Here is a 5,643-nt window from a genome sequence, read left to right as displayed (position 1 = left end):
GTTTCGGTTTGATCAATCGCGCCACGCTGCGCCAGCAGGCGTTGAATTGCCTCAAAGGCCTGGCCGATGAAATTGATCCGCAGACCAAGGTCGGGCGCTTGTCCCTTGGCCAGCGGCAACTGGTCGAGATCGCCAAGGCGCTGTCGCGCGGTGCCCATGTGATTGCGTTCGACGAACCGACCAGCAGCCTCTCGGCCCGCGAAATCGAACGTTTGATGGCGATCATCGGGCGTCTGCGCGACGAGGGTAAAGTCGTGCTTTACGTGTCCCATCGTATGGAAGAAGTGTTCCGTATCTGCGATGCCGTTACGGTGTTCAAGGACGGTCGCTACGTGCGCACCTTCGATGACATGAGCCAGTTGACCCACGATCAACTGGTGACCTGCATGGTCGGTCGCGACATTCAGGACATCTACGATTATCGCCATCGCCCGCGTGGCGCGGTGGCACTGAAAGTCGATGGCTTGCTGGGTCCTGGCCTGCGCGAGCCGGTCAGTTTCGAGGCGCACAAGGGCGAGATTCTCGGCCTGTTCGGTCTGGTCGGGGCAGGGCGTACCGAGCTGTTTCGATTGCTCAGCGGCCTGCAGCGCAATACCGCCGGACGCCTTGAATTACGCGGCCATGAATTGAAGTTGCGCTCACCGCGCGACGCGATTGCGGCGGGCATTCTGCTGTGCCCGGAAGACCGCAAGAAGGAGGGCATCATTCCTCTGGCCAGCGTTGCCGAGAACATCAACATCAGCGCCCGTGGCGCCAACTCCGGCCTTGGCTGCCTGCTGCGCGGAATGTGGGAGAAGGGCAACGCCGACAAGCAGATCAAGGCGCTGAAAGTGAAAACGCCCCACGCCGACCAGCCGATCAAATTCCTTTCCGGCGGCAACCAGCAGAAGGCCATTCTTGGCCGCTGGCTGTCGATGCCGATGAAGGTCCTGCTGCTCGACGAACCGACCCGTGGCATCGACATCGGCGCCAAGGCCGAGATCTACCAGATCATTCACAACCTCGCCGCCGATGGCATTGCGGTGATCGTGGTGTCCAGCGACCTGATGGAAGTGATGGGCATTTCCGACCGCATTCTGGTGCTCTGCGAAGGCGCCCTGCGCGGCGAAGTCAGCCGCGATCAGGCCAATGAATCCAACCTGCTGCAACTGGCTTTGCCGCGCCACCGCGCTGACGGCGTAGCGAACTGAGAGGTGACTATGATGACAACCCAAAACGAAACCCTGCCCAAAGAGCGCAAACCGCTGGACATGCGCCGCTTCCTCGACGACTGGGTCATGCTGCTAGCGGCCGTGGGCATTTTTGTCGCCTGCACCTTGCTGATCGACAACTTCCTTTCGCCACTGAACATGCGTGGCCTGGGCCTGGCGATTTCCACCACCGGCATTGCCGCGTGCACCATGTTGTATTGCCTGGCGTCGGGGCATTTCGACCTGTCGGTGGGCTCGGTGATTGCCTGCGCCGGGGTGGTCGCGGCGGTGGTGATGCGCGACACCAACAGCGTGTTCCTCGGCGTCAGCGCGGCACTGGTAATGGGCCTGATTGTCGGGCTGATCAATGGCATCGTGATTGCCAAGCTGCGCGTCAATGCGCTGATCACCACGCTGGCGACGATGCAGATCGTCCGTGGCCTGGCTTACATTTTTGCCAACGGCAAAGCGGTGGGCGTGTCGCAGGAGTCGTTCTTCGTCTTCGGCAACGGCCAGTTGTTTGGCGTACCGGTGCCGATCCTGATCACCATCGTCTGCTTCCTGTTCTTCGGCTGGCTGCTGAACTACACCACCTACGGGCGCAACACCATGGCCATCGGCGGTAACCAGGAAGCGGCATTGCTGGCCGGGGTCAACGTTGACCGGACCAAGATCATCATCTTCGCCGTGCACGGTGTGATCGGCGCGCTGGCCGGGGTGATCCTCGCCTCGCGCATGACCTCCGGGCAGCCAATGATCGGTCAGGGTTTCGAGCTGACGGTGATTTCGGCATGCGTATTGGGCGGGGTGTCGCTGAGCGGTGGGATCGGCATGATCCGGCATGTGATTGCCGGGGTGTTGATTCTGGCGATCATCGAGAATGCGATGAACCTGAAAAACATTGATACGTTCTACCAGTATGTGATTCGCGGTTCGATTCTGTTGCTGGCCGTCGTCATTGACCGTCTGAAGCAGCGCTAAAATCAAGAGCCCCTCACCCCAGCCCTCTCCCAGAGGGAGAGGGGGCCGACCGAGGTGTCTTGCGTGATCCGTCGACCTGAGAGTTCTCGTCGATTATGGATTCGTCATGCATCGACCTGAAAGATTGGGTCAATTATGGATTCGGTAAACCACTTTCAGGTCGATGTATCTCCCAAATATCCCCCATTCAGTTCCCTCTCCCTCCGGGAGAAGGCCAGAGAGGGGGCCGACCCAGGTGTCTTGCGTCATGCATCGCAATTATGGATTCGGTAAGCCACTTTCAGGTCGATGTATCTCCCAAATATCCCCCATTCAATTCCCTCTCCCTCCGGGAGAGGGCTAGGGTGAGGGGCTTTTGATCTTCTCGCCTTTTGTCCGCCCCCCTAAATTTAACTTGCTCGCCCGCATCCGTTTCGGGTATCAATTTGTACATGATTAGACAGGTACGATTTGACAAGAAACAACGGGTGGTCGACGAACTCGTCCGGCGCATCGAAAGCGGCCTCATGGAGGACGGCTTTCTGTTGCCCGGGGAGCATCAGTTGGCTCAAGAATTCAAGGTCAGCCGTGGCACGCTGCGTGAAGCGCTGGCCGAACTGAAGCGGCGCAATTACATCGCCACGCAAAGCGGGGTCGGCTCGATCGTCACGTTCGACGGTGTAGTGCTCGACCAGCGCAGTGGCTGGGCGCAGGCGCTGGCCGACAGCGGCGTGCTGATCAACACCGAAGTGCTGCGCCTCGAAGCCGTGACCCGGCCAGACCTGCTCTCGCGTTTCGGCACCGACCAATTCATCACCCTCGACCGTCGCCGGCGCTCCAATGACGGCACGCTGGTGTCTCTCGAACGTTCGTTGATGCCGGCCACCGGCGGCCTGGAAAGCCTGCCGCGCGTCGGTCTGATCGACAATTCCCTGACCATCACCCTGGCTGCCTATGGCTACATCGGCGAGCGCGGCGATCAGTGGATCGGCGCCGAACCGCTGAGTGCCGTGGACGCCGAACTGCTCGGTCGTCCGGTGGGCACCGTTTTCCTCAAAGCCTTGCGCACCACCTATGACCGGCAGAACCGTTTCATGGAGCAGGTCGAAAGCTTGCTCGATCCGGTGCATTTCCGCCTGCACCTGCAGTTTGGAGAATCGAAATGACCGCGTTCAACCGTGCCCTCGGTGCGTTTTACGGCCTGGCCCTCGGTGATGCGCTGGGCATGCCGACGCAGTCGCTGAACCGCGAAACGATCAAGACCCGCTTCGGCCGGATCACCGATCTGCAGGACGCCGGTCCCTTGCAGCCGATCGCCGCCAATATGCCCAAGGGTTCGATCACCGATGACACCGAACAGGCGATTCTGGTCGGTGAGTTGCTGATCGAAGGCAAGGGCCGCATCGAGCCGGCGATCCTCGCGCAGCGTCTGATCGAGTGGGAAGCCGAAATGCAGGCCAAGGGTTCGCAGGATTTGCTCGGACCCTCGACCAAACGTGCCATCGAGATGATCCTCGCCGGGCATTCGGCCGAAGAGGCCGGGCGCTACGGCACCACCAACGGCGCAGCGATGCGCATTACTCCGGTAGGGATCGCGGCGGATGTCGCCGAGCCCCAGCGCTTCATCGCCGCCGTGGTACAGGCCTGTCAGGTCACCCACAACACCACGCTGGGGATTTCCAGTGCCGCGGCGGTGGCAGCGGTGGTCTCGGCCGGGATCAACGGCATGGACCTTGGCGAAGCGCTGAACCTCGGACAGCAGATTGCGCAACAGGCCGAAGCGCACGGGCACTGGGTCGCCGGTGGGCGTATCGCTTCGCGGATCAGTTGGGCGCGCAGCATCAGCGTCGACAGTGACAAGGCGTTGTTGGCGGACTTGCTGTACGACGTGATCGGCACGTCGGTGGCGTCGCAGGAATCGGTGGTGGTGTCGTTCGCCCTGGCGCAGCAAGTGGCGGTCGGCGAGATGAGCGCGTTCGATGCATTGTGCATGGCCGCCAGCCTGGGCGGTGACACCGACACCATCGCGGCGATTCTCGGCGCCATGCTCGGGGCCTGCCTGGGGCTTGAGAGCTGGCCGGTGCCGATGATTGCCACGGTGAAAGCGGTCAATCATCTGGAGCTTGAGCCGTTGGTGCAGGGGCTGTTGGCCCTGCGTTGACGGGCTACGCCAACGCTGGCAAGCCAGCTCCCACAGGGATTGGGCAGGTTAACTTTGAACCTGTGGGAGCTGGCTTGCCAGCGATAGGCGCACCGCATAATCGAATTTTCAACCCGCAATGGATCGCGCAGACAGGCCGAGGACGGCCGGGATGTCTTGTCGTTCTGCATCATTGCCACAACCACAATAAAGGCAAACAGGAGCACAGTTCATGAGTTCATCAAACGCCGGGCAAAGCGCCGGACAGCTGGAGACCCGGGGTATCGAACCGGTGCCGGAAGCCGAGTGCAACGGCCATCCGCTGCAACTGTTCTGGGTCTGGTTCGCCGCCAACATTTCCATTCTCGGTCTGCCGCTGGGTGCCACGCTGGTTGCGTTTCGCGGGCTGGCGATCTGGCAGGCGATCATCGTTGCGATTGTCGGCGCAGCCGGTTCGTTCGCGGTGGTCGGGATCATCTCGATCGCTGGCCGTCGTGGCCGTGCGCCGAGCCTGACCTTGTCGCGAGCGATCTTCGGTGTGCGCGGCAACATTGGCCCGACGCTGGTCTCACTGATGTCGCGACTGGGCTGGGAAACCGTCAACACCACCACGGCGGCATTCGTGTTGCTGTCGCTGTGTTCGATCCTGTTCGGCTCGCCGGTGGAAGCGAAGAGTGCGCCAGTGCTGACGCTGATCTTCATCGCGATTTTCGTCCTGCTGACTCTGTCGGTTTCCGGCCTCGGCCACGCCACCCTGCTGGTGATCCAGAAGTGGGCGACTTATGTGTTCGGCGCGCTGAACATCCTGGTCGGCGGTTTTCTCTGCGCGACCATCGACTGGAGCGCGGTGTTCAACGCCACCCCGGCGCCGCTGAGCGCAATGATCATCGGTATCGGCACCATGGCTGCCGGCACCGGGATTGGTTGGGCCAACGCCGGTGCCGACATGTCGCGCTATCAGCACCGCAGCGTCAAAGCCGTGCGTCTGGTGGCGTCTGCCGCGTTCGGCGCCGGGATTCCGCTGGTGCTGCTGATTACCCTCGGCGGCCTGTTGTCGGTAGGCAACAATGATCTGGCGTCGGCGACTGACCCGATCGTGGCGATCCGCGACATGCTGCCGACGTGGATGGCCGTGCCGTACCTGATCACTGCATTCGGCGGCCTGCTGCTGTCGAACAACCTGTCGGTGTACTCCGCCGGCCTGACCACGCTGACCCTCGGCCTCAAAGTCAAACGCGTCTACGCGGTAGTGGTGGACATCGTCGCGATCTTCGCCGGTTCGATCTACTTCATGCTGATTGCGGATAGCTTCTACGGCCCGTTCATCACCTTCATTTCCCTGCTGGCGGTGCC

The 5,643-nt window shown here is 61.5% G+C and carries 5 protein-coding genes; all 5 read left to right on the top strand.

The features are described 5' to 3' along the window. A partial coding sequence (locus DBR24_RS18900; RefSeq protein WP_256591638.1) for an ATP-binding cassette domain-containing protein occupies positions 1 to 1,190 on the top strand: 1,190 nt, incomplete at its 5' end. Positions 1,191 to 1,202: 12 nt separating this feature from the next. Continuing rightward, positions 1,203 to 2,171: an L-arabinose ABC transporter permease AraH gene (araH, locus tag DBR24_RS18895; protein WP_026000669.1), complete on the top strand. Its 969-nt coding sequence runs from the start codon at positions 1,203 to 1,205 to the stop codon at positions 2,169 to 2,171. A gap of 431 nt (positions 2,172 to 2,602) precedes the next feature. Further along, complete coding sequence (locus tag DBR24_RS18890; protein WP_128615499.1) at positions 2,603 to 3,316, top strand: GntR family transcriptional regulator; 714 nt, start codon at positions 2,603 to 2,605, stop codon at positions 3,314 to 3,316. Then, the gene (locus DBR24_RS18885; protein WP_123466754.1) at positions 3,313 to 4,311 is read left to right on the top strand and encodes an ADP-ribosylglycohydrolase family protein; all 999 of its coding nucleotides are present in this window, start codon (positions 3,313 to 3,315) and stop codon (positions 4,309 to 4,311) included. The genes DBR24_RS18890 and DBR24_RS18885 overlap by 4 nt, the downstream gene beginning before the upstream one ends. 211 nt (positions 4,312 to 4,522) lie before the next feature. Beyond that, positions 4,523 to 5,643, top strand: a 1,121-nt coding sequence (locus DBR24_RS18880; protein ID WP_128615498.1) for a cytosine permease, incomplete at its 3' end; no start/stop codon positions are given.

It is taken from the genome of Pseudomonas sp. HMWF006, from assembly GCF_003061205.1.
Lineage (GTDB): Bacteria > Pseudomonadota > Gammaproteobacteria > Pseudomonadales > Pseudomonadaceae > Aquipseudomonas > Aquipseudomonas monsensis.
This window is presented reverse-complemented; position numbering and strand designations above follow the sequence as displayed.

Bases quoted from the DNA above. Each gene is read 5' to 3' on its own strand.
- araH (WP_026000669.1), top strand. From the start codon at position 1,203: ATGACAACCCAAAACGAAACCCTGCCCAAAGAGCGCAAACCGCTGGAC.
- DBR24_RS18885 (WP_123466754.1), top strand. From the start codon at position 3,313: ATGACCGCGTTCAACCGTGCCCTCGGTGCGTTTTACGGCCTGGCCCTC.
- DBR24_RS18890 (WP_128615499.1), top strand. From the start codon at position 2,603: ATGATTAGACAGGTACGATTTGACAAGAAACAACGGGTGGTCGACGAA.